The 21,183-nt window shown below is 59.4% G+C and carries 13 protein-coding genes; 6 read left to right on the plus strand and 7 right to left on the minus strand.

What is annotated here, in order from left to right:
• Positions 1-9: 9 nt before the first annotated feature.
• Complete coding sequence (locus SFU85_06660) at positions 10-837, plus strand: DUF6807 family protein (GenBank protein ID MDX6766455.1); 828 nt, start codon at positions 10-12, stop codon at positions 835-837.
• 210 nt (positions 838-1,047) lie between these two features.
• On the opposite strand, the gene SFU85_06665 is transcribed toward SFU85_06660, so the two are convergent.
• Together SFU85_06665 and SFU85_06670 are read right to left on the minus strand one after the other, a co-directional pair.
• Positions 1,048-2,592, minus strand: coding sequence for a glycoside hydrolase 43 family protein (locus tag SFU85_06665; GenBank protein ID MDX6766456.1), 1,545 nt, complete (start codon positions 2,590-2,592; stop codon positions 1,048-1,050).
• The gene (locus SFU85_06670; protein MDX6766457.1) at positions 2,586-3,368 is read right to left on the minus strand and encodes a prepilin-type N-terminal cleavage/methylation domain-containing protein; all 783 of its coding nucleotides are present in this window, start codon (positions 3,366-3,368) and stop codon (positions 2,586-2,588) included. The genes SFU85_06665 and SFU85_06670 overlap by 7 nt, the downstream gene beginning before the upstream one ends.
• 185 nt (positions 3,369-3,553) lie before the next feature.
• Between SFU85_06670 and SFU85_06675 the strand changes: the two genes are divergently transcribed.
• From SFU85_06675 to SFU85_06695, 5 genes are read left to right on the plus strand one after another with little or no spacing between them, the layout of a single operon-like run.
• On the plus strand, positions 3,554-7,282 hold the full coding sequence (locus tag SFU85_06675; GenBank protein ID MDX6766458.1) for a hypothetical protein: 3,729 nt from the start codon (positions 3,554-3,556) through the stop codon (positions 7,280-7,282).
• 5 nt (positions 7,283-7,287) lie between these two features.
• Positions 7,288-8,082: a hypothetical protein gene (locus SFU85_06680; GenBank protein MDX6766459.1), complete on the plus strand. Its 795-nt coding sequence runs from the start codon at positions 7,288-7,290 to the stop codon at positions 8,080-8,082.
• Positions 8,083-8,095: 13 nt separating this feature from the next.
• Positions 8,096-8,770: a prepilin-type N-terminal cleavage/methylation domain-containing protein gene (locus tag SFU85_06685; protein ID MDX6766460.1), complete on the plus strand. Its 675-nt coding sequence runs from the start codon at positions 8,096-8,098 to the stop codon at positions 8,768-8,770.
• Positions 8,767-9,408 carry a hypothetical protein gene (locus SFU85_06690; GenBank protein MDX6766461.1) on the plus strand — a complete coding sequence of 214 codons (642 nt, stop codon included), beginning with the start codon at positions 8,767-8,769 and terminating at the stop codon, positions 9,406-9,408. Before SFU85_06685 ends, SFU85_06690 begins: the two co-directional genes overlap by 4 nt.
• Positions 9,386-10,222 (plus strand): prepilin-type N-terminal cleavage/methylation domain-containing protein, encoded by an 837-nt coding sequence (locus SFU85_06695; protein ID MDX6766462.1) that lies wholly within the window; start codon positions 9,386-9,388, stop codon positions 10,220-10,222. The genes SFU85_06690 and SFU85_06695 overlap by 23 nt, the downstream gene beginning before the upstream one ends.
• A 422-nt stretch (positions 10,223-10,644) precedes the next feature.
• On the opposite strand, the gene SFU85_06700 is transcribed toward SFU85_06695, so the two are convergent.
• The 5 genes from SFU85_06700 to SFU85_06720 all read right to left on the minus strand — a co-directional run.
• A complete protein-coding gene (locus tag SFU85_06700) occupies positions 10,645-11,454 on the minus strand; it encodes a glycoside hydrolase family 16 protein (GenBank protein ID MDX6766463.1) in 810 nt (269 codons plus the stop codon).
• A 217-nt stretch (positions 11,455-11,671) separates the two neighbouring features.
• Positions 11,672-13,522: a hypothetical protein gene (locus SFU85_06705; protein MDX6766464.1), complete on the minus strand. Its 1,851-nt coding sequence runs from the start codon at positions 13,520-13,522 to the stop codon at positions 11,672-11,674.
• A gap of 8 nt (positions 13,523-13,530) precedes the next feature.
• A complete protein-coding gene (locus SFU85_06710; GenBank protein MDX6766465.1) occupies positions 13,531-15,141 on the minus strand; it encodes a prolyl oligopeptidase family serine peptidase in 1,611 nt (536 codons plus the stop codon).
• Positions 15,142-15,176: 35 nt separating this feature from the next.
• The gene (locus tag SFU85_06715; GenBank protein MDX6766466.1) at positions 15,177-19,895 is read right to left on the minus strand and encodes a chitobiase/beta-hexosaminidase C-terminal domain-containing protein; all 4,719 of its coding nucleotides are present in this window, start codon (positions 19,893-19,895) and stop codon (positions 15,177-15,179) included.
• Positions 19,896-19,917: 22 nt separating this feature from the next.
• Positions 19,918-21,183: alpha-L-fucosidase (locus tag SFU85_06720; protein MDX6766467.1), on the minus strand; the 1,266-nt coding region annotated here is incomplete at its 5' end.

Here is a 21,183-nt window from a genome sequence, read left to right on the forward strand (position 1 = left end):
GCAAGCACCATGAATTACCAACTCCACGCCGCTGCCAATCACTTGGAAGTCACCCGCGACGGCCAGCCCGTCGGCCTTTACCACACCGGCGACCCCTTCAAGCCGCATTGGCACCCGTTGCGTTCGCCCGCGGGCCACATCGTCACCCTGGCCCGGCCGCACGACCACCTCCACCACAAGGGCCTGATGTATGTGCTGCGCACCAGCCGCTACAATTTCATGGAGGAGGCGAATCTCCGACCCGGTGAGGAAGTCGGCCGCCAGATCCATCTGCGCTTCGAGGATGTGGTATCCGCCGGCCCGGCGGTTTCCTGGACCGAACATCTGGAATGGCGCGGCGGGGCCGGACACGAGCCGGTCTTCCGGGAAATCCGCCGCCAAAATATTTCCACCGCTCCCTCCGGCGGCCTTCTGCTGGCCTGGCACTCCAGCCTGACCGCGGTCTCCGACCTGAGCCTGATCCAAAGCGAATGGAGCCGCCCCAACAAGGACGGCGTCCTGATCAATTACCATGGCCTGGTCATCCGCCTGCCCCGCGAATGGTGTGGCACGGGGAACTTCGGCTTCGCCGCCGACGGGGTGCCAATGCCCGCCGCCGATGCCTTCGGCACCCGGGTCCGGGAGGCCACTTACTACGGCGCCATGGACGGCCCGGAGGAGCTGACCTTCGCCTCGGTCACCTTGCGCCAACATCAGGACCACCGACTCTGCCTGCGCGACGCCCCTTTTGCCTGGATGACGATGGGACCGACCAATGGCGGCCCGCTGGAGATCGCCGCCGGCCATGTGTTCGAGGAACGCTACGAAGTGGAAATCCGCGACGGCAAGCCGTTTTGATTCCTAAGCCGAAAAATTCAGTTCACCGCTAAGGACACGAAGATCGCAAAGTAAAACTCCGGGCAAGGAGAGATTTATAAAGCAATTTAATTGCTTTGCCGATGCATTGAGACACATGGATCGGTGATTCGAGCATAGACCTACTACAAGCCCTAATTACTTCGCGACCTTGGCGCACTTCGTGGTGGACTGCCTTCTTCCGTCTTAGGCTCAGGAAAAACGGAACGGCCCGAAATCGGCATAGCCTCCGGGGGCGCTGTCCTTCCGGCGGGAACAAAACAAGCCCACCCTCGCCCCCATCCATCCGCCCTCGCGGGTGACGTAGGTCTCCAGCACCGGATTCCACGCTCCGGCCCCGGCGGCATAACTGAACCGGCAAAGCGCGTGCGGGAAGACTTCCATCCTCAGACTGACCACGGGCTCCCCCCAATCCACCGTGCGGAGCGGCCGGGTGTCGGCGGTCATGCGGAAGACACGCGCCCCCGCCTTCTGTTCCAGGCCGATGAAGGCCGATCCCCCGCCCCCGACCACCGCCAGGCCGGCCACCCCATCCCCGGTCAGGCCGGAAAGATCGAGCACGGTTTCTACCGCGAACGAACGGGCCGGGAATTTCTGCCCGAGAAAATGGGGACAGCGACCAATGTCGTCGCCGTCATCTTCTTGGGCGAAAAGGCGCAGCCAACCCGGCCGGGCCGCGGGCGAAACCCATTCCGGCCGGTGGTTGGCCTGCCATTGCCACTGCAACCCTAACTTCTTCGAAGAAAAGTCATCCGACGAGGCCGGGATGACGACCGGCCCCGGGGGCAGGTCCGGCTTCCGATGGACGGCCACCGGCTCACCGATGCCATTGCCATCGTGGTCGAGGCCGATCTTCGGCCATCCGTCCTCCCAAGAGACAGGTTGGAGGTGGACGATGCGGCCAAAAGGCCCGCAGTCCTGGAAATGAAGGAACCACCACTCGCCGTTGGGCAGATCCACCAGGGCCCCTTGGTGCGGGCCGTTGACTGCCGTGACGCCGGTTTCCAGGACGATTTTCTCCTCGTAGGGGCCCCAGATCGAAGAGGAACGAAAGGCCACCTGCCAGCCATTCTGGACCCCGCCACCGGGTGCCATGAGGAGATACCTGCCGCCCATCTTGTGCATCTTCGGTCCCTCGAGATAGGGGTGGTGCGGGGTGTGGATGACTTCGCGGCCCTCGCCCAGCAGCCGGGTGCAGTCGGGCGACATCGGACGGATGTGGATGCGTTCTTTTTTTCCCGCCCGGGAATTGGCGTAGGCGTGGAGCAGGTAGGCTTGGCCATCGTCGTCCCAGAATGGACAAGGATCGATCCAGCCCTTGGCTTCCTGCAGGCACCAGGGTTCGCTCCATTCTCCCCCGGGATGGTCGGCGCTGGTGACGTAGATGCCCTCATCGGGCATGGGGAAAAAGATCCAGAATTTGCCCGCGTGATGGCGGATGGCAGGAGCCCAGACCCCGCAGCCGGGCCTGACCTTCTCATAACTGGGATGCGGCACCTGTCGCAGGGCATGGTTTACCAGGCGCCAGTTGACCAGGTCCTTGGAGTGCAGGATGGGCAGGCCGGGTGTGCAGGTGAAACTCGACGACGTCATCCAGAAGTCGTCACCCACGCGGATGACGTCCGGGTCAGAGTAGTCGGCGTGGATCAGGGGGTTGAGGTAGGTGCCATCGCCCCGGTCGGGAATCCAGGGATAAGCGCGGGCGACGGAGGAAACAGGAACGCCCGGGGTTACCATCGGTAGTAGAGACGGTTGGCAGAGTCGTAACTATCATATTCCGGATGGGCCGGAATGGATTGATCACCAGCTATCGACTCAACGTGAAAATCTGCAAAGAGATAATAAGCCTTGCCATCGCGCGAAACCCGATTGCTTGTCTCTATATTATCCTTAAAGACAGCAGATTCTCTCGGGATAAAATCATGTCCACCATTTCGGTTTTTTTCACCAACGAGCACTAGCTTACTGCGATTGGGAGACTTGGATATGCTGCCGTAAAACGGACTTGCCCCAGGCACATTGTTTGCCCACAAAAATTGGTTCATTCCCCAAGCAGTTCCCCAGTAATACTGAGTATTGGAGTTATAACTCTTACCTGCGGGCATTTTGGCAAAAGTCTTCGAATACCAGACCGAACGTCGTTGCCAGTTGTATTGCGATGAAGTGTTGAATTTGCCGTCGGGCGGCATCATGCGGTCCACGTCTTCCATAAAGTTGGCGTCCGCGTGCCCTTTAGTTGGAGACGGATCGTCTAGCATCTCACCATTTTTGGAAGAATAGCGGTTGTTCGGTAGTCTTCCTTTATCTGCCTCAAAATTGGCGAGGGCCTGCCCGATTTGCTTCAAATTATTCAAATCATTGGTATTGGCCGCCGCCCGGAGAGACTTCTGCAGGGCAGGAAGGGCCAATCCGGCCAGTAGGCCGATGACCACAATCACCACCAAAAGTTCAACCAAGGTAAAACCTGAAATTGTCGCACCTCGTTCAATGGCACTACGCAGGTTGCTTTTCATTTGTTTGCATCAAGCCTATTTGTCCACTCCCCGTTTCCAAGGAAAATCATTACGCTTTTGCTCTAGATAAGGAGCAGTCTTCTCCGTTTTTGGTCTCATGCAATTTTTTGGCATTGTTTGTATTCCAACGCAAATCTTAGACAAAAACGTCTTGTTTTCGCCTTAAATCACCATTACATTAATCTGTGGTGACGCTAAAACATTTACTTTGTAAATCTAAGGTATGGATATCTGCCTTGGGTCGTGAGCGTTCATCGGGGTTCGTTTTGGTCTCGGTGCTGTTGTTGTTGGCACTGGTCACGGTCTTGGTGGTTTCGACCCTGCTGATTTCGCAAATTGAACGCCGCGCGGCGGCGCAATCGGCCAAAACCGAATCGGCCCGCCAGAATGCGCTATTCGCCCTGGACGTGGCGCTCAACCAATTGCAAAAAGAAGCCGGCCCCGACCAGCGCATCACCGCCCGGGCAGACATCCTCGACAGCACCCCCTCCAGCAGCACCATCGAAGGCGTCAACCAACCCTACTGGTCCGGGGTGTGGAAGACCGGCAACGCCTCGTTGGACGTGGGGGCCACCCCACAACGCACCACCAGCCTGGGCAGCCTGACCCCGACCGCGGCGGACAAAGCAGGCAAAGCCGCCTGGCTGGTTTCCAACCCCGCTCCCTCGACCCCGATCAGCCCGCTGACCTGGACCGGCTCCACCACCGGCAACAGCACCACCCGCACAGCGGTGGTCATGGCCAGGCGATACGGCTCCTCCAGTGCCACCGTGTCCGTGCCGCTCGTACCCGTTCTGGGGAATGCCTCCGCCAGTACCACCAACGCAACCGGCGGCTATGCCTATTGGGTCAGCGATGAGGGCATCAAGGCCCGCGCTAATTTGTATAATCCCAATCTAGATGCGCCTACTTCCAGCCGCCTGGTTGAGAGTCAACTTCAGTTCTTTGCTCCTTCTGCACAAGCAGTTCACAAGTTTTTACCCTCACCATTCAATATCGATTTTCGCGGCAATGCTACACTTGTGCGAGTGGTGACTTTGCCGGCGATCCGTTGGCTGACTTCGAGCGGCGCAACTGTTTTCGATGCGCCTGAATTTGAGCCAGACATGACCCTGTATAGCGCAGGCGTTTTGGCTGATGTTCGCAATGGCGGATTAAAAAAAGACCTAACGGCCGCATTCGAAGACGGACAAGGAGCCTTCTCTTCCGGAAATATGAGCCGTTTGTTGGCGTTTTCCAATAACTTGAACAATTTTACCAGTACTCCGAACAGCGGCAAGGTTTACGCTGTTACACCCATCAGCGGGAGTTACTTCAACGGTTACGCCAATGGGCATGCAATTGATGGTATGAGGTGGATGTCACTCTATAATTACTACAATCTTTACAAATCCAGCGCAACAACGCCATCTGGATTGACCGCCAGTGGCACCAGTCCAAGCGGTGTTGGCAGTCCTTCCGCATCACCTATCCTGCAGGTCCGCAACTACAACATTGACGGGAATTTTGAGGGAACAAGCAACGCCAACCGGCTCATCAGGGACAACATTAGCGCACGTGTCATCGGCTGGCAGATGCACATAGGCATCCAAAGCTATCAGGATGCCATTGATAGCCGCTGGAAAATCAAACTGCTGATGATGCCAGGCCTGGTTCTCTACAATCCCTACAACGTCCGATTAACCCACCAATCCGATTTCCAATACCAGTGGAGCGGATGGTACAATTTGAACGCCGGCTTCGACACGCTTCAGTTCGCCCTGGGAAGCAATACCCCAGCCAACCAATTCAATATCAATCCGCTGCAAAATTTTTCTCTGAGCGCAAACGGCGCTCAAGGTGATTTGGGTGCAGGTGTAACGAGCAATGGATTTGCTACTGCCGCAAACGCTGCCATCACCATGGAACCGGGTGAGATCAAAATTTTTGGCCTCAACCGAGTAGTCGACCCGGCAATAGGCAGCGACAATTTCGGGACCCTGCAAAACTTTTTTAGCCCGGATTTTTATCATGCCATTGATCTGAAGAGGATACCACTGACGATGTGGAGTGCAGGAGCAAACACAACGAACGGCACTGTTTTTCACGGCACTGCTAGCGGGGCAGATTCTGTTCTTCTACGAAGGGTCTTTCCTCGCATACGCACGAACGATGGAAGATTCAATGCACACTACAGGCTGCCCAATTCCTCGCCTAACCCTGCTACGGGTGCTTGGAATCTTTGGCCCCAAGGCGGCTCGACTGGCAGCCAGTATCTCACCCAGATGTATCTCAATGACATTACAGTCACCCCCTTGGCTTCTCCACTCAACTTGGGCCCCATATCCTCCCTGACCCAGCCCATTAAATTCATGACTTACACAGTTTGGATGAAGGGAACAAACAGCGCGCAAGACCTTGACGGTAGTGGGACGATTGTAGCCCGACCGGCTCCGGTTTTTGCGTCTGCGGGCAGTCTCTGGAATCCAATCGGAACGGATATACGAAATCCCCCCATCGACTTGCAGGTTTCCGTGGGCCGCTTTCCGATGGACAAAGCGAGTTTGAACTCGACTCCCGGCCCGGCATCCAGTGTGCGTAGTTACTGGGGTGACTCAGTAACGGGAGGAGAAACGCAAATTGTTTTGAAAGAAGTGCCCAGGCAACCGTTGATCTCGTTGGGGCAGTTTATGCATAGCAATCCGTCCTACAACCCCAACCGTTCGGGTTCGGTCTTGCGTAGCGCCACTCTGTATCCTGTCGGTGGATCTTGGGCTTCTTCTTTTGTGCCGCGAGACAAGGCCGTCGAAACCAGCCTTAGCGGAATAAATACAGGTTTTAATACAGTAGGAGAGGGAGGGTCAAATGTAACGGCCATACCTATAGGCGGCCCCATCCAATGCGTCGATGACTCCTTCCTCGCCAATCAGGCTCTCTTCGATACCTATTTCTTCTCTACAGTGCCCTCACTTTTCCAGCAATCAAACAACTCGCTCTATCCTCCGCGTAATACGGTTTTTGATTCGAGCTACGTGGCTTCGGGCAATCCCCTACCCAACAGTCGTCACCGCTTCTACTCCAAAAATGGAGTGAATCCTCAAATAAGCGCCCTGCGCGACTTCGACCGTGCGGCAGCCAGCTTAATGCTCGAAGGAGCATTCAATGTAAACTCCACATCTGTCAATGCTTGGGTGGCTCTGCTTTCCAGCTTGTCCAATAACAGGCTGCTCGCAACGGATGGGACGGAAGTATCCTTGAACGGACTCAATCCAATTCCACGCTTCCTCCATCCTCTTTATGGGGGCACTACTTCAGTCAATACTCCTTGGGGAGGCGTTCGGGCACTTACTGATGCGGAAGTGCGCGAACTTGCTGAAAAGATTGTGGAGCAAGTCAAGAACCGGGGCCCATTCCTGTCCATGGCTGATTTTTTGAATAGGCGACTGGTGGCCAATGGAACGAACGGTCTATACGGTGCACTTCAAGCCGCGCTGGAAGCATCCTCTGTAAACAATGCTGTCAAGGCAGCTGTGGGACGGACCACTGACATTCCCAGTTCAACCGTGGCAACTGCCATTCTTTTGGACACAACAAGCCTGCCAAGTAACACGGCTACAGGGGTGCCGGGCTACCTGATGCAACAGGACATTGTACAATGCTTCGCTCCCTTGATGTCGGCACGCTCTGACACGTTCGTTGTCCGATGTTACGGAGAAAGCCGAAACCCGGCCACAGGAACCGTTGAAGGAAAAGCGTGGGGTGAGTGCGTAATCCAACGCCTACCAGATTATGTCGACCAAGCCGATCCAGCTTTGACCTCGGGAGCAAGCCTGGGAGACGCCGCACCATTGAATTCCCTGAATACCAACAACCAGAATTATGGACGTAGGTTTAAAGTGATTTCATTCCGCTGGCTTGATCCGGAGTCGATCTAAATTGAATGAAAAATATGAACCCTTTATTTCACCTCACTTTCATGGCTTTAGTGCTCTCTGCAGCTCCAGTCAAGAGTCAGATAACTTCAGCGAAACCATCATTCAAGGCCTTGGCATGGACGGAAGATATTTCTGACCTCTATTACGCTGATAGTCATGACACTTCCAAAGTTCTACCAATCAGTCTTTACACTCATGCAAGATCGGACTCCTACTACTTCAACTCAGGCATGACTGTCCTGCGTTTTTTCCGCCAGAACACCGATCCGGCCTCCAAAGAGCCTTATATTGAAGTCGCCAATGTTGATTTACAAGATGTCGGACCCAAGCCACTACTGATTTTTTTCCGTGATAAAAAAGATCCAACCAGATATCAAATCGTGGCCTTGCCAGATGATTTGGCTTCTTTCGGAAGCGGAACCTACAAATTCGTCAATTACACAAGCGGTCCTGTGAGGATCAACCTGGGATCAGACAAGGCGGATCTTGCGCCACGCGAGGCCAAAGTGGTGAAGGGCAAGCCGCGCACCATCGCCGGCGTGCCTAACGTTCTGGATGTCCAAGTTGTGACGGGCAAACCACCACAAACTCGGCAGGCTTTCGGGAACATCTGGGCATACAAAGAAACCTTGCGCCAGCTCGTATTCATCGTTGAAACCGGCCCCGGCCCCGGCCCCATGAATGTCGAAGTGAAACGTATTTCAGAGGATCCTAATTTCGTTCCTTTGCCCCCCAAGCCTGTCACTGCTTCAGCAGCTCCTTCTACGCAAGCCAATGAGACTCCTAGCAACCCTCAGTAAACAGGTGATCCCAGTGAAAAAGAATAAACATTTTAGTAAACGCAACTCCGCCTTCTCCCTAGTCGAACTGTTGGTGGTCATGGCCATCATCACGGTCATGGCCGGGGTGGGCATGGCGGTTTTCCGCGGCGGCACGGCCTCCAGTGGCGGACGCGAGGCTTCCACCATCGCCTACTCCCTCTTCAACGCCGCCCGCACCGAGGCCATCCTCCGTCAATCCCCCGCCCGCGTCATCGTCGACACCGTTTACAATTCCGGCCGGCCGGAGAACTACCTCCGCCGCATCAGCATCGCCGCCCTGCGCAGCAGGGAGGACACCACCAACCCGGCCGTGGTCCTCGATGCCGATGGCAATACCGACCCCGCCATCGCTTCCAACTGGTCGCAAATACAGAAGTGGGTCTTCCTCTCCCAGGGGGTCTACTACGACGCGGACTACAGCAAACCCACCGGCACCATGGACATCACGTTCGCCGGCTCGGGCGCGCCCACCAGCGGCTATGACTACTACGAATTCTCCGCCAACGGACGCGCGTCGGACCTCCAATTTGTCGTCTCACCCGGTCTTCTCGTCGGCACCCAGTTCAAGGTCAAAAACGAAGGACAGCTGCGCTACGGCTTTGTCGTCCACTTGTTGGGCCGGATGAGTTTCTTCCCCGACGTGGCGTCGATCCCCCCCGTGCTATGACCCTTCTCCGCCAGTTTCCGAGAAGGACGGGCACACGGGGCTTCAGCCTGGTCGAAGTGGCCCTGTCCCTGGGCATTGTTGGATTTGGCATCCTCGCCGTCATCGGACTGTTCGGCGCCGCGTTGCAGTCGAACAAGGAAGTGGTCAGTCAGGACGAATCCTTTGCCGTCACCCGCACCCTGCCCGGCTTCCTCAAAGCCCAGGGATTCAACACGGTGTTTTCTTGGATCACGAGTAATAGCACCATGGATACGAGTGCTACCGCCAGCAATGCCACCGTGCCGATTTTCGCCTACCACATCGATCCAAGTGGCAGCGGCACCACCCAAAGCCTCCTGGAGGGCGGGGTGCACAGCCTTTTCATCCGCACGGGCAGCGACTCCGCCTTGGCCACCGAACTCACGCGCCGCAGCGGTCGGCTCTTCCGCATCACCCTCGGGCTCTCCCCGAACATGGCCATCCAAACCTCCGGCAACAGCAGCTATGTCGCCCGCCCCACCAGTCTGTCCGGCAACGCCACCAGCTATCCCGAAGCCGCCCTGGCGGTGCAAGTGAAAATCTACGAGGTCCAGAACACCACCACCAATGTCGCCAAACTCAAACCCGTATTGACCTATGATGCCACCGTGCCGCGTTGAACAACGTCGCAGTCCGCGGCGGGCCTTCACCCTCATCGAGATGTTGGTGGCGGTCACGATCGCCGCCCTCATGGTGGTGATGATGGCCAACCTGACCAACCAAACGGCCACGGTCTCCAAGCGGGCCAACAACACCCTCCTGGCCCTGAACGCAGCCAGTGCGGCCCTGGACCTCCTGGTCACCGATCTGGACTCCCTGGCCGCCGTGCGCGGCAGTTCGGAATTCCTCCAAGCCAGCCCTGATGCCGTGGACACAGTCAACTCGACCCGGCTTTACCTGCTCGCCCTCTCCCCGACCGATGTCACGAATGCCGACCAAGCCGGGCAGGCCCGGGCGGTTCTTTACCGGGTGGCGAAGCAGAATCCCCTGGGCAGCGGCAGTGGCAACCAGGTCTACGGCCTATACCGCACCGCCCTCAGCGCCAACACCACCTTCTCGGATGTCATTGGCCTGTCCGACCTGTCCGGCTATGCCTGGTCCGCATCGCCCGTGCGGGACGACTTCCTGGTCGGCAACGTGGCCCAATTCCGGGTGCTCTTCTACGCGGCCGGAAACAGCAGCGTCACCAACCCCGCCCCGATCAACCTCACCAGCTCCTCCTACCAATCGGTGCGCATCGCCGGAAACAATGTCAAACTCAACGGGGCCAATTACACCACCTCCACCCCCGCCACGGCCGAGATATCCCTGACCATCCTGGAGGAATCCGGCGCGCTGCTCTTCCGCAACGGCTCCATCCCCATCGACCGGGCCCTGCGCGAATTTGGCCACACGCTGACCCGCCGGGTCACGCTGCGACAGCCCTTGTTTTGAGCAAGCGGCCTTCCCCCGGCGATCGATCCCGCCCAACGGGGATGGGAATCCCCGTCTACATAGGATTTCCTAGAGCGCTTTGCGTTTAATTAGGATTGGTTTCATCTCGTATCTATTATACCAAATTGAATTGAGTGGGCGAAAAAGTGCCCTATGGGAGGGCGAAGCTCCTGCTGAGCCGGCCTTGGAATAGAGACATCAAACCGGCTCGGCACGAGCCTCGCCCTCCCGCTTATTCTGTCGCTCAGTCATTTTAATTTGGCATCACTCGCTCTCGTGCACGTTCTCTCCCATTCAGAGAGCACGCGAATGAAAAAGAGCATGAGGACGAGAGGAAGATCAAATGCCAAATGCTCTAGTTCACGGATCCGTTATTCTCATTGTATAGCCGGGGAATCCCTTCCCCGGACCGGATCCCGCCATCAGGGTGCGGCATCGGGCAACGCATAAACCCGGACGTAGTCGAATTCCGCCACCGATGGCAGCGCGGCATCATCGACCTGCTTCGTGCCACCCAGATGCGAGGCGATCGAAGTCAACCAAACGTGCTGGGGTCCGTGCTCGAAGACGAAAGGCGTTCCATCTTTCCGCACCGGATTGGCCACGTCCACGGTCTGGACGGCCTTGCCTTCGAAGTCATACCGGACCGTGGTGGGAGTGAAAAGACAGCCAAAAACGTGGAACCGGGCCGAGAGATCCGGGGTCGTGACGGTTCTGCCACCAAAATAGATGTGCTCCCCTTTCCATCGGTGAATATTGACCCCGTAGCTGGTTTTGTGGATGGAATCGTTTTCGATCACGTCCAATTCCTGGTGGGCCGCACCAGGACCGGTGCCTCCACTTCCATTGTGCGCCATCATCCAAAACGAGGTGTGCCAACCCCCACCCGGCGGGATTTTCAGCCTCGCCTCGTAGTAACCATACTGGAAAGCCTTCCGACTGATGATGCCGCCGCCGGTGTAGGACATGTTTCCGGAAGATTCTTTTTTCAAGTGCAACTTGAGCACGCCCCCTTCCACCGTGACGTTCTCCGGCTTCTGGGTGCTCCAATGTTTGCTGTCGGTCCGAAAGACCCACTTTGCCCGGTCCAAGACGGTGCCGTCGAATTCATCCGACCAGACCAACCGGCTTCCATCGGGCGGCGCCGCAGGCAAAGCCAGGGGAAACATCGCGGGCAAACCCACTAAAAAACACACCACTTTATTCAACGGAACTCTGACTGTTTTTTTCATATCTTTTGATCTTCTTCTGCTTATTTAGGCTCGTTCTCTAATACCAAATCACATGGAGTAGGCGATAAAATGTCTTACGGGAGGGCGAAGCTCCTGGCTCCCCCGCAAGCGTGCGGGGCTGAGCCGCGTCTGCATACCGGACTGAACCCGGCTCGGCAGGAGCCTCGCCCTCCCGAAGAGCCCGTCACCCAGTCTACATCATTTGATTTTACTCGTTCTAGAACATAAGCCGGAAGGTTTGATACACGGTGGACGCCGGCTTGACCCGGCCCGGATCGGAGTATCTGCCCATTTGATAGGCACCGACGGTCACCTCGATGGGGTTTTTTGTGCCCTCCGGAATCTCGGACGGTACGAAGGCCCCTTCGCGGATGATACCGGGCCCCTTCAAGACAAAGTACCCCACCGGCAGGCCGGACGAACTGGTGGCGTTGAGTGCCACCTTTTCGACCGCGGCCGGGCTGTCGGGAATGGCGGGGAAAGTGATTGTCTGTGACGGCGCATCCTTGAAGACACCCCCCGGCCACCAGGATATCTGAACCGTCCGCCCGGCCGCGGCATGGGTAGCATCGCCTTCATGGAACACGCGCAGGAACAACATCTGGAAGCCCCCTTCCGGCGACATGCGGTATGGTTTGAACCGGAGTGTGAAACGGGTCTGCGGCAGCCCACGTTCGTCCACCGCCTCCTCACGACGGACCACTTCCACCGCACCACCGTGCGGATCGATCTGTAGGGGTATTTTATCCACGGGAAGCGTGGTTTTCCCTGGAAAAAGGACATTTTCCAGGGTGTGCGGATCGTTCGGGCGCTTGGCGTGTTCCTTGTCCTTCACCGTGCAGACCTCGAAGGGTTTGTCGAACGGATAGGTGGTCAGGGTGAACTGCCCATCCTCCTGCAACAAAGCCTGCGGGTCCGGCATGACGGCCATGGAACCATGGGCCAGGCTGATGGGTTTCCCGGCAGGGTCGAGAAAGGTGAACATCCCAATATCCTTGCGGGGCTCCCGGCAAACGAGATCAAAGAACGCACGGGCCAAGACCTCGTTCGGATACCAGGCGGCTTTGGCCTTGCTGCCCTTGAAGTCCGCGTAGGGCGCGGGTTGGGGGAAATCGGCGGGCAACTCCCCGGACACCGGCACGTTCGGATTGACCAACCAGCCGTCGGCCAGGACCGTCTTCTTGAGCGGATCACCGGGCTTTTCCGGAAGCCGCATGGCCGCCACCGCATCGAGCCAGTCGGCTGTGAATTGGTAGTTTCTCGGCAGCATGTCAAAATGGCCGCTCATCATGTCCCAGCATGTGCCGATCAGTTCATTGCGCGGTTCATACGTGGTTCCGGGGTTGTCGTCGCGGTCGCGTCGGTAGGCCCCAAAAAACGAGGCACTGCCATGCCCGTGCGGGTAGGCGCTCCACCCGACGGTCTCCTGGCTGGAGGAGGAAATAAACAGGATGGGAACATGATTCATGGCCAAAGCGGGATTGGGGGCCTTGGCCTTGCCGCTCTCGGCGTAAAAGGCGTATACGTCCGGCATACCCGCCTTGATCGGAAGAATGGCCAGGCATTGCTCTGGATTCCTCATGGCTGCTTCAAACGGGAAACTCATGTAGGCCGAATGGGCCAGCGGAACGATGGGGGCGGTCGGCAATTCCGGATGGCCGGAGACTTCGGCCAGGGCATTCAGGTAGGCATCGTAGACGGCGGTTTTGTCCGGGTTGGTGATGTCGTAGTTCAGGTCCTTCAGCATCACCGGCCCGATCTCGCTGCCATTGGGGGTGAGGAGGATCTGGGCGATGCCGTGCTTGCGGCAGACGGCGCGGATGGCGGGGTGCTGCAGGATGTTCATCGGCAGCCCGTTGTGGATGCCGACCATGACGGCCCGGATGCGGGGTGTTTTGGGTGGAATCCAGAGATAGGCACCGGAAAGGGCAGAGCCTTTCTCCAGCTTGGTCGGGACAAAGTATTGGTAGATCCGGTTGCTTTCGATGTCGTCAACGGTCGATTGGGACCTGAGGGACCCGCCAAGGGCCAGGGTGGCCAACAGGATGAGCAGGGGCTTGGTTTTCATCGAAGTCCTCACAGGGGGTTGGGTGTTTTGCGTCTGGGGTCCGCCAGGGCTGCCACCTCTTCAGCGGTCAGGGCATGATCGGCCAGAAAAAGGTCGGAGAAGCGGCCCGAAAAATCTTCGGCCACCGCGACCCGGGGCCCGATCAGGACGGCATTCTGCAGGGCTTGTTCCGCCACCACCTGACCATTGATGTAGACAATGGCCCGTTCGGGGGAGACGGTGAAGGCTACGTTAACCCAACCGGAAGGCAGGGGCGTCTTGGTGGTGAGGCTGGCCCCGGCCACATGGAGGGTGAGCACGCCTCCCGGTCCGAAGACCCATTTGCAGCCGGTTCCCGTCCCGGTGAGGGTTCCACGTTTATAGAGGGTGCCCGAGGGTTTATCCGGCAAGATCCATGAGGCCACGGTGGTGGCTGTCCCCGGGTGTGGGCATCCGGAGAGTTCCAATCCGCCCCGGCCCCGGCCCACCTGGATGACCTGTCCGCGCTGCGGGTCGGCGACCAACCCGGCCGTGGTGACCCCCGCCTTGTCCAGCGCAGGCAGATGCAAGGCCACCCCCTCCCCGGCCTTTCCAGCAATACGACCCTCCGTCATTTGGTCCCCGGCAATGCTCCAACTCCGATTTTGCGGGGAATCAGGCTGGAGATTGGCTTTTCCCTGGAGATAACCCATCGAGACCAGGAAGGCGTCAACCGCCCTCATGGCGTCGAGCCATTCCGCTCCGGTGGAACGGTAGCCGAAGAGAATGAACGCATGCCCGGCCTTGGGCAGGGTGAAGAGGTCGCCACGCACGCCCGCAGCTTTGAGCTTGGCCTGGAATTCCGAGGAATGCCGCGGATCGACCACGCTGTCCCCCAGGCCATGCAGGAGCAGGGAGGGGGCGGCCTGTGGAGTGATGTTCCACATCGGGGAAATCGCCCGGGCACGGTCGTTGAGGCCAAGTGCTTCGTTTGCTTCCCAAAACCGCGGTGTGTTGGGGACAAAAGCCCGCCATTTGGGGTCCAGCAGGTCGGTGATGGGATTGCAGGGAATGGTGAGGTTGGCCCGGCCGCTGACCGCGAGGTCATCCCCCGGGTTGTCAAATCGATCGATGGTACCGAGACAGGCGGCAAGGTGGCCTCCGGCGGAATCGCCGATGACGGCGATACGATCGGGGTCGATGCCGAGGCGGTCGGCGTTTTTTCTCAGGGTGCGTAGGGCCGAACGACAATCGGCCAAGAGGTCGAAAAGACTGGGGCCCTTTTCGAAGGCCTCCTTCTCATTATCCTTATCCGGGCGTGGGACATGGCGGTAGGAAATCGTGACCCCGACCGCACCACGGGCGGCGAAGTAGCGGGCGTGGGGAGCAAAGACGCCGCCGTCCCAGGCCGAGACATCCCCACCTTTCCATCCCGACCAGGCCCCACCATGGAGGCAGAGGATGACCGGACGGCGTCCGCTTTTATCTTCCCCGGCTCTGGGCAGAAATACGGCCATGGGCAAATCGATGCCATCCACCGTTTTGTAGGCCATGCGTTCGTCAGGCAGGCGGCCATCCGAATCCAAATCCTCCGGATGGATGCGGGTTTCTGAGGCCTGCGTCCATCCCGGAACCAAACACAAGAAGGCGGCGAGGGACATGCCCAGCCAAGGCAATGGTTGAAAGGTGCCCGGCATCAGGGGGTTTTCCTTGGGGTGGCTTTTCCCGGAATCTCCGGCGTTGCCGAAACTTTTACATACCACTGGCGAATTTCATCCGGACCCAGGACGCGCCCGTAGACCGAGGCCGAAGCTACTTCGGCGGTGTGGTCGGTGAAGAAATCCAAAGCGTCGGTGGCGAGGGATGGGCTGCCCGGCCCTGCCGCCACTTTTTCGCCATTGATATACAAGATCTGGGCGTCGGCGTCCGAAGCCAACACCACATGGGTCCATTCCCCCGGGGCGACCTTTCCTCCGGAAAACTTGCCGGGCCCCACTTGGATATGGCCCCGGGAAAGGGCGCAGGAAACCGTCTTGTAGGATTTGCCGAAGGCGGTCAAGCCGTCCTTGCCGAAGAGTTTGCCATCGGCGGATGGACTGCGGAACCAGACCCCCACCGTGATGGCGTTGTCGCGCATGCGCAGCCCGGTGAGCTTGAAGGCGGAATTTCCCAAGCCCTTGGTCAGGTTGATGTCGACGATCTGACCGGCCTCGCCCGTGGCCTTGGCCGGCTGGGGATTGGCGAGCAGGACACGTCCGACAGAACCCGGACCGGAGCCGGGCTTGCCTTCCGGCGCCACCCACACCGCGCACGGTTGCGCATTTGCCATCGGACCCTGCTCACCATTCCATCCGGCAAAGTCCACGTGTCCGATCCGGTCGCGCAGGGGGCGGTCGACCAGGGAGAAAGCCACCCGGGCGGGCGGCGTGGCCGCCTGGGCCCGGCCTTGGACATAGGCCGCTGCCGTCAGGGTGGCGTTCCCGGCCACGGTCACCGGGCCACGATACAAGGTCGCATCCGGGCCCGGATCACGGCCGTCCAGCGTGTAGCGGATCTGTCCCTCCCGGCCGGCGGGCAACGACAGAACCACCGGTGTCGGACGGAAAATTTCCACCACGGAATCAGCCCGTGCTGCATCCTTCGGGCGGATGTCCACGGTCAACGGACGGGATAGCTCCGCGGCCGTGAGGGGCAGGGTCTGGCCGTCAGGATAAGTCACGCTGCCGGCGGCGGGGCTGCTGCCCAGGCGAAGGGAGACCTCATGCCATCCGGCCTTCAGTCCGATGCGGCGCAGGGGGAAACGCCCGGGAATGCCCCGTTGCACCACCACCTCGCCATCGATGCGGAGTTGGTTCTGGTAAGCGGCCCGCAATTCTCCCAACCCGGCACTGGCGCCACGTCGGGAGGGCAGATCAAAGGCATAGATCCCGTCCGCCGGCGCGTGGAACCAGCCATCGTAAACCCGGACGAGTGCGGGTCGCAGATTGGCTTCCAGGACTTCCGTTTTTTCCTGGCGCAACGGGGGCAATCCCTCGATGTCGAGGTAGTCGGGATCGTGGTTTTTGTTTTCGCGCTCAAAGATGGAGAGGACCACCCCGGGTTCCATCCAGCCGGGGGCGGGCCGGGCCTCTTTCCAGACCACGGCCGGGGCAAAGGGAGCGGCGGCGGAAAGCGGGGAAGTGGCCAGGCGGGAATGATCAATGGCCTGATCCGGTCCGGATTCATGCCGGACGGTGACCCGGAACGGCATGAGGTCGGCGGTGGCCAGGTTCCAATACAGGGGATCGCAAACGATCAGTTCCAAAGGATGCCAGCCAGTTCCGAGGACGGCGGTGCCCCGGCGGACGGCTTGTTGTTGGTGGTAAACCCCGGTCGAGGCCATCACGGTCTGTCCGGCAACCTGCAAACGCACCGGGCCGCAGGAATCCACGGCGAATTCATGGGCCCCGGGGGCATCGGCCCGGAACCAGCCCGTGAAGCGGTAGAATCCCTTGACTTGCTTGTCCGTCGCCGCCAAGGGCACGGTGTGCGGCAGCTGGAATCCCGGGGCAAGGGACGTGGAGACGGGGGTTTCCCGGTCGAGGTCCGGAAGCATGACCTTATTGGCGCGGAAGAATCCGCGGTCGTCCCACATGACTGTCTTCTTTTCATAAACCCGGACCTGGAGCCCGGATTGGCTGCCAGCGGGAGGCTGGCTGATTCCTGCGGCGGCGGGCACCTGGATGAAACGCGCTTTGAGCACCGCACCCATGCTTTGTCCGCCGGGCCAGGCGGGATCCACGATGCGGGCCTGGACCTCGGTGGTCTTCTTGATTTCCAAGGGCGTCTGATAGCGCGGTGACTTGGCGTGGGGCGGGGTACCGTCGAGGGTGTAGACCACATAGGCCGGAGCCGGAGGCCGGACCCAACCCGCCTGGATCATCCCATCAAACCGGTATTCCGGGACTTCCCCTTCGGCGCGGGTGGTGCGGGCCTCGTTGACATCGGTGCGCACTCCGCGGACGTCCAGCACCGGGCGGGCCGGCGTCGCCCGGGTGGGAATTTCTCCACCGCTTTTTCCTTCCCGCTGCATGGCAAAGACCGTGCGCCCGCCGTCAGCTTGGGCGAAACGATAGGTGTCTTTCTGGTCGCCGATGACCACGGACAATTCGCTCCGGTCCCGGTTCCATTCGGTCACCGGCAGGGGGTCGCCCTGGCGGAAGGGATAGAGCATGACCCGGAACTCCGGCGATTCGGAAATGGCGGGGATGGTCAGGCGGGCGGAGCCCTTGTAGGGATAGTGCACTTCCACGGGGGTGTTCTCAAGCCGGGGGACCGGATAACCGTAGGGGCTGTTGCGCCAAAGGACGCGCACCAGCAGCAGGGGATCTCCCTTGGCCGGGGTCAGGCGGCCTGATTTCGGATCACGCGGTGTTCCCTCCAGCCCGAGGATCAGGTCGCTTTGGCGTTTCTCGGAGGGATCGACGTTCTGGAACTGGACTTCGGGGATTTTGGCCTCGACCAACCGGGCCCCGTCAGGCACGGAAATGTTCCATTCATAGAGGTGGCTTTTGCCATCCTTGCGGGCGTCATCCAGGACCAGGACGTAGGGCCTCGCCCCGCGCGCCAGATGGACGGTGCGGTAAGCTTGTTCCACCGGATTGTTGGACTTGTAGTGTTCGACCAGACGGGTCTCCCCGCTCCAGGGTCCGTAATCGGTGTGGGCGTAGCCGTCATCCCATTGGACCGTTCCGGGATGGAAGGCCACCTGGAGGTCGCGGGTGAGGTCGTAGTTCCCTTCGGCAAATGGCGCATAGTAAGGGATCTTGGCCGACGGGAAGTCGAGCGGATGGACCTGCATGACCTTGGAATGGGAATAGGCAATTTTGCCATCGCCGGCCGCGGTGACGCCGAGCGGGCTGTCTTGCACGCCGAGCCAAACGCCGGGGCAGGGCGGCCAGGCCAATCCCTTGCCATCGATGGTGAGCATGTTCTGCAGGCCGGTGGCCTTGACCGCGAGCATGTCAACGTCGCGGACCCAGTTGACGCCGTGGGCCCAGAGCGTGAGGCGGTTGGTTTCCGATCCTTCATGACCCCCGTAGAAAAAGTCCTGCTTGCAGACAAACCCGAGTTTGAGGTCGTCGATGCGGGACGAATTCTTGGCCAGAAGGTATCCACGGGTGTCGTCCTTCCACGTAAGCGGGAGCTTGAGGGCATCGATGCGGGCCTGGTCGTTCCAGTCCAGGGGCCGGCCCTGTTTGTCGAGCATGCCCTCCTCGGCAAAGAGCAGGAGCAGATCGGGGGAAATGCCCACCGGATTGGGCCACTTGGCCTTGGGATCGGTCAGGAAATCGTGCGAGGAAAAGGTGGCCCGATAAAGCCAGTCGTAACCCAGATCGCCGGGATGGAAGTAGCGCATCATCCAGATGACATGGAAGGCCGAGGCCCGCATCTCGTCGCGGATCTGCCAGCGGCCATCCACCCAGCGGATGGCTTGTTGGAAGAAATTCATCTTGGCGCGGAGGTGGCTGTGTTTGAGGAAATCCCGCTCGCGCCGTCCGACCGCGACAAAGGCGGAGATGTTGAGCCAACCCTTGATCGACTCGTAGCACATGCCGTCTTTGTTCAGATACCAGTTCAGCATGGCCCGGCACTTGCGCACCGCGAGTTTGAAGACGGCGGGGTCATAGCCTTTTTCCCCCTCGATGAGCAGGAGAAGACGGATGTATTCCATGCCGAAGCCCTGGTGGTTGTTGATCATGAAGTGCTCGGGGTAGGTCATGAAGTTGGAGATGCGTCCGCGGGTCAAACGGGCGATGACACGTCGGGCGGATTCGCGTTCCTCCGGTGTCATCCACCCGTGGAGGTAATCGTAGTCGAGCAGGGCCCAGATTTCCGTCGGCGGATCGGGATCGCCGGAGGCGGTCAGGGATCGTTCCACGCACCACAGGTTGTCCCGGTCGGGCTGGGCGTCGATTTTGTCCAGCTTGGGTTCAAGGGTTTTGATTTTGCGCACCAAGTCGGCGGCCAGCTTGCGGCCAAGGACATCGTCCTTGGCCACCAGGGCATAGAAGGCGCTGCGGGACTCGGACACCCGGGCCCACATGACGCGGAAGGCCGCCGGGGCCTTTTCACCCAGGGCGACCTTGGCCCGGATGCGGTCGACATCCGCGGGTGACAAGAGAACACGGGGATGGACGCCGGGGGGCGGGACGGACGAGAGCCGGTCGTCGGCGAATGCCGGGTCGAGGTAATCCACCTCCACCTTCGGCGGGGCGGGCCAGAAGTCGCCGCGCAGCGCATCGGCGGCGGGAAGGATGGCGCGGGGTTTCCACGACGGTTCGCGATAATACCCCTCTGCGGCCGAGATGGCACAGGTAAGTGCGGAGAGTCCGAGGAGGGTGGTCAGAATGAGTGCGGCAGGCTTGGTGTGCATAAGATATGGGGTGTTGGGTTACTCAGTGTCCGGGTGCGATTCCGGTTCCGCTGCCCACGGGGGGCACGGATTGTTGGACCGTCGGTTCCGTGCGGATTTCACGATCCTGCAACTCGAGGCAAACGACACTGACCTCCGGATCGGGGGCGGAGGCGGGAAGCCGCAGCACCACCGAGGATGCGGTCTGTTCGAAAGGAATGGGGGTTTTTTTAGGGTCTGCGAGTAGGTAGACTTTTCTAACTTGGGTGAGCAGCCCGGAAAGCGTGAAGGGTTGGTTCGGCCATTTCATCAGGTGAAGATACACCCGGCCGGGCTTGGTGGTCGCGCGCCATTCCCAAGAGGGGATAAACTTGGGCTGACCTTTGTTATCCTTTTCCGTTTCACTGAAGCGACCGGCCTCGGGACCGAAGGGGGTGGCTTGCGAGCCGTAGATCGCCTCGCCGTTGACTTTCATCCAACGTCCCATGGCGCGCAGGCTGTCGATGCTCGGCTGCGGAATGGAGCCCTCGCCATCGGGGCCTACGTTGAGCAGATAATTCCCTCCTTTGCTGGCGATGTCGCAGAGGTTTCGCAAAAGAGTGGCGTTGGATTTCCAGTTGTGGTCGTAACTTTTGAAGCCCCATGTGTCGTTCATGGTCATGCACGTCTCCCAATCGCGACCGGGGTAGCCTTGGGGCGGGATGTATTGCTCGGGTGTCTCAGTATCGCCTTGGATACCGCCGCCGAGTCGGTTGTTCATGATCAGGCCCGGGCGGATTTCCTGAACCACATCGTTGATCTTTTTTGCATGGCTGGGCTGCATCCAGCGACGGGGGGTGTCCCACCAAAGGACGGCGGGAACGTCGGAACCATAGCGGGTGAGCAGCTCGCGGGTCTGGGGCACGGCAATCGAGTCGATATAGTCATCGAAACTACCGAGCTGCGCGGGATCCCAGTGGTCAGTGGAACGAGGACCGTATTTCCAGCAAGCACCGCCGGGATGGGTCCAGTCCTGGGCCTGGGAATAATAGAATCCGAGCTTCAGCCCGTGTTTGCGGCAGGCGCTGGCGAGTTCGGCGAGCGGGTCGCGTTTGAAGGGCGTGGCATCGGCGATGTTGAACGGGCTGGCCTTGGAGGGCCACAGGGCGAAGCCGTCGTGGTGCTTGGCGGTGATGACGATGTATTTCATGCCGGCCTCTTTGGCAAGGACGACCCAGGATTCCGCGTCAAACTTTGTCGGGTTGAATTGGGTGGCGAGCGTCTTGTAATCAGCGACGGGGATATCACCGCAATTCATGATCCATTCACC

The organism is Candidatus Methylacidiphilales bacterium, assembly GCA_033875315.1.
Lineage (GTDB): Bacteria > Verrucomicrobiota > Verrucomicrobiia > Methylacidiphilales > CAZTYG01 > JANRJG01.

Coding starts and splice junctions, on each gene's coding strand:
- SFU85_06695 (MDX6766462.1), top strand. CDS start 9,386: ATGATGCCACCGTGCCGCGTTGAACAACGTCGCAGTCCGCGGCGGGCC.
- SFU85_06660 (MDX6766455.1), top strand. CDS start 10: ATGAATTACCAACTCCACGCCGCTGCCAATCACTTGGAAGTCACCCGC.
- SFU85_06700 (MDX6766463.1), bottom strand. CDS start 11,454: ATGAAAAAAACAGTCAGAGTTCCGTTGAATAAAGTGGTGTGTTTTTTA.
- SFU85_06715 (MDX6766466.1), bottom strand. CDS start 19,895: ATGCACACCAAGCCTGCCGCACTCATTCTGACCACCCTCCTCGGACTC.
- SFU85_06690 (MDX6766461.1), top strand. CDS start 8,767: ATGACCCTTCTCCGCCAGTTTCCGAGAAGGACGGGCACACGGGGCTTC.
- SFU85_06710 (MDX6766465.1), bottom strand. CDS start 15,141: ATGTCCCTCGCCGCCTTCTTGTGTTTGGTTCCGGGATGGACGCAGGCC.
- SFU85_06705 (MDX6766464.1), bottom strand. CDS start 13,522: ATGAAAACCAAGCCCCTGCTCATCCTGTTGGCCACCCTGGCCCTTGGC.
- SFU85_06670 (MDX6766457.1), bottom strand. CDS start 3,368: ATGAAAAGCAACCTGCGTAGTGCCATTGAACGAGGTGCGACAATTTCA.
- SFU85_06680 (MDX6766459.1), top strand. CDS start 7,288: ATGAAAAATATGAACCCTTTATTTCACCTCACTTTCATGGCTTTAGTG.
- SFU85_06665 (MDX6766456.1), bottom strand. CDS start 2,592: ATGGTAACCCCGGGCGTTCCTGTTTCCTCCGTCGCCCGCGCTTATCCC.